The organism is Methylomagnum sp. (assembly GCF_054333355.1).
Genome location: NZ_JBTEKS010000502.1, coordinates 1 through 2,682 on the forward strand (window position 1 = coordinate 1; position 2,682 = coordinate 2,682).

Annotated in this window: 6 protein-coding genes and 1 pseudogene; all 7 read left to right on the top strand. The window is 63.9% G+C overall.

Annotation, left to right across the window (positions count from 1 at the left end; all coding sequences use genetic code 11):
• Window positions 1–362 precede the first annotated feature (362 nt).
• On the top strand, window positions 363–476 hold the full coding sequence (locus tag ACXWUF_RS21695; protein WP_458496611.1) for a CRISPR-associated endonuclease Cas1: 114 nt from the start codon (window positions 363–365) through the stop codon (window positions 474–476).
• Window positions 473–544 (top strand): annotated as a pseudogene (locus tag ACXWUF_RS21700) (hypothetical protein); the annotation flags it as partial. The gene ACXWUF_RS21695 and the pseudogene ACXWUF_RS21700, both read left to right, overlap by 4 nt.
• Window positions 545–566: 22 nt before the next feature.
• Window positions 567–905 (top strand): CRISPR-associated endonuclease Cas1, encoded by a 339-nt coding sequence (locus tag ACXWUF_RS21705; protein WP_458496606.1) that lies wholly within the window; start codon window positions 567–569, stop codon window positions 903–905.
• A gap of 132 nt (window positions 906–1,037) precedes the next feature.
• Window positions 1,038–1,313, top strand: a complete 276-nt coding sequence (gene cas2 / locus ACXWUF_RS21710) for a CRISPR-associated endonuclease Cas2 (RefSeq protein ID WP_458496607.1) — start codon at window positions 1,038–1,040, stop codon at window positions 1,311–1,313.
• An 8-nt stretch (window positions 1,314–1,321) separates the two neighbouring features.
• On the top strand, window positions 1,322–1,594 hold the full coding sequence (gene cas2 / locus ACXWUF_RS21715; protein WP_458496608.1) for a CRISPR-associated endonuclease Cas2: 273 nt from the start codon (window positions 1,322–1,324) through the stop codon (window positions 1,592–1,594).
• A 289-nt stretch (window positions 1,595–1,883) separates the two neighbouring features.
• Window positions 1,884–2,129: a hypothetical protein gene (locus ACXWUF_RS21720; RefSeq protein ID WP_458496609.1), complete on the top strand. Its 246-nt coding sequence runs from the start codon at window positions 1,884–1,886 to the stop codon at window positions 2,127–2,129.
• A 2-nt stretch (window positions 2,130–2,131) separates the two neighbouring features.
• A complete protein-coding gene (locus tag ACXWUF_RS21725) occupies window positions 2,132–2,554 on the top strand; it encodes a type II toxin-antitoxin system VapC family toxin (protein WP_458496610.1) in 423 nt (140 codons plus the stop codon).
• Window positions 2,555–2,682 lie beyond the last annotated feature (128 nt).

Below are 2,682 nucleotides of genomic sequence, written 5' to 3' on the forward strand. Positions count from 1 at the left end.
TCTCAAACCCAGGTCTTTCTTGATCGACTACGCCAAGCCTAACATTTCTGTTGTGTTTATTGGCCGACTCCGCTGAATCCGCCCCGCCATTCCGGCAAGCTTGCCAACCCCCAACCCACCGCGATTCCCGCCTAAGCTCCCCGGCCTGTTCACAAACCAACCCAGGCAGGAGCGACTCCATGACCCCCAAGAACGAAGTCCGCGTGGTGATGCTGCTGGAACGCATCGTGGCCTTGCTGGAAACCGGCGGCGGACGCGCCTTGCCGCCGCTGAAGCGGCCCGCCGCCGCCTCGACATAGTGGACCCTGGGAAGACCCGTCCGGCCTGCTACGGGTCGCCTCGCGCTGGCCCGCCCTGACGCGCTGCGCGGCTACGAGGGGGCGGCGGCGCGGGCCTATTTCGCCGGGTGGCGGGCCTTGCTGCCGGAGGCATTGGAATTCGAGCGCCGCCGCAAGCATCCCGCCCCGATCCGGTGAACGCCCTGCTGGATTTGGGCTACAGCCTGCTGCACCAGAACTTGCGGGGCTTGCTGGCGGCGCAGGGCTTGAATCCCGCCGTGGGCTTCCTTGCATCCGCCCCGCGACGGCCATCCCGCCCTGGCCTCGGACCTGATGGAGGAGTTCCGGGCCATGGCGGTGGACGGGCCGGTGTTCGGCGGGTTCCTGAACGGCGCGTTCGGCCCGGATGATTTCGAGCGCGACGCCGACGCGGACTGGCCCTGCCGGTTGCGGCCTCCGGCCTTGAAGCGGTTCCTGGAGAAGTTCGAGGCGCGGATGAACAGCCCGCTCAGCCACCCCGACGAGGGCCAGCGGCTGGACTACCGGCGGGTGATGCAGCGGCAGTGCCGACATCTGGTGGAGGTCATCGCCGGGCGCGGCGAGTACCGGCCCATCCGCATCCGCTGAAAACCCCTCCCCAGCCCTCCCCTTATCAGGGGAGGGAGAAAAGCCGCCCCTGACAGAAGGAAGGCGAAAGCCCCCCTGATAAGGGGGTTGGGGGGGTTAAACCGATCATCCAAACCCGAAGCCTTGCCAAACATGCTGTGGGTCATCGCTTATGACATCCCCGACGACAAGCGCCGGAACCGCGTCGCGGCCATCCTGCACACCTATGGGCAGCGGGTGCAGTACAGCGTGTTCGAGTGCCACCTGACCGCCTGGCAGCGCCGTCGGCTGATGGAGGAATTGCTGGCGGAGTTGGAACCGGAGGAGGACAGCCTGCGGGCCTATCCGCAATGCCGCTGGTGTGCGGGGAAGCGGCGGGTGTTGGGGGTGGGCGTGGCGACCGGGGGCGAGGGTTTCGTGATTGTGTGAGAGCCACCATGTATTTGGTCTGCTATGACATCGCCGACAACCGCCGCCGTCGCCGGATGGACAAGCTGCTGTCGGGCTACGGGGTCCGCGCCCAGCGCAGCGTGTTCGAGTGCGCCATCGACGCGCAGCAGGCCGAGGCGTTGGAGGCGGAGGCGGCGGAAGTGATGGACGCAGGGCTGGATCGGCTGCATATTTACCATCTGTGCGACAAGGATTGCGCGGGGCGGCAATGCCACGGCGTGGCGGAGCCTATCGAGCCGTTGGATTATTACTTGGAGTGATGGCGGTAGCCATCAATCATCAGCGCTCATTTATGAATCCGCAGACAATTGATTTGTATGGAGAAATCGGCGCTTTCCGGCCTCGGACCCGGCCAACGCCCCGCCGTAGTGCGAACCCGCCGCAAATCGCCTCTGAACGCCTTGACGGGCGCGGCTTCCAGCGGCTACTGTTTGAATCGAGACCTTATGAAGAAGGGATTAAGCCACGCCAGATAATATGGAATCCGGGATAATCCGCTTTGTCACGGTGTCGGATTCCATGACTTTCCCCACCATCGGACACCCCCCCATGCACGCACTGAAACTAAACGCCAACATCCGCCCCGGACAGCGCCTCGAAGTAACCCTTCCCGCCGACATACCGGAAGGGGAAGCCGAGGTGATTGTTTTGCTGCCCGAGCCAACCACCGAAAATCAGGCCCAAGCGGAATATCTCGCCCGGTTCCTCGAAGACCTGGAACAAACCCACATACCCCGCCGCAGCAAAGCGGACATCGACCGCTATATCGAGGAAGAACGGAATAGCTGGGCGTAACCATGCGGACCATTTACCTCGATAGCTGCATCGTCATTTACTTGATAGAAGGCGATGAACCCTGGCGGGGCTGGGTCCGGGCGGCGTTTTCGCCCCCGCGATTGAAAGGGCGGATAACCGCCTACTCCGACCTCACCCGGCTGGAGGCGCGGCTTGGCCCGAAACGGAACCCAAACCCCGTGGTGTTGGAAAAATTCGATGCGTTCTTCGCGACGCCCGGATTCCGGCGGGTTCCCATCGACACGGGGGTTTACGACTTCGCCACCGACCTCCGCGCCGACCACAAGATCAAAACCCCCGACGCCCTGCACCTCGCCGCCGCCCTCCGGGCCGGGTGCGACGAATTCTGGACCAACGATCTGCGACTTGAATCCGCCGCCGCCGGGCGAATCCGCTTGGTGACGCCGGACGGCCTGGGTGGGTGATGGGCGTTCGTCATTATCGGGATGGGATGATCTCGACTTTGGCCTTTTCACGCCGTGGCGGCGAGTTGATTCAGCAGGACTTCGCCATCGCGAGGCGACAATTCCAACAGTTCGCCGCCGGATGCGGA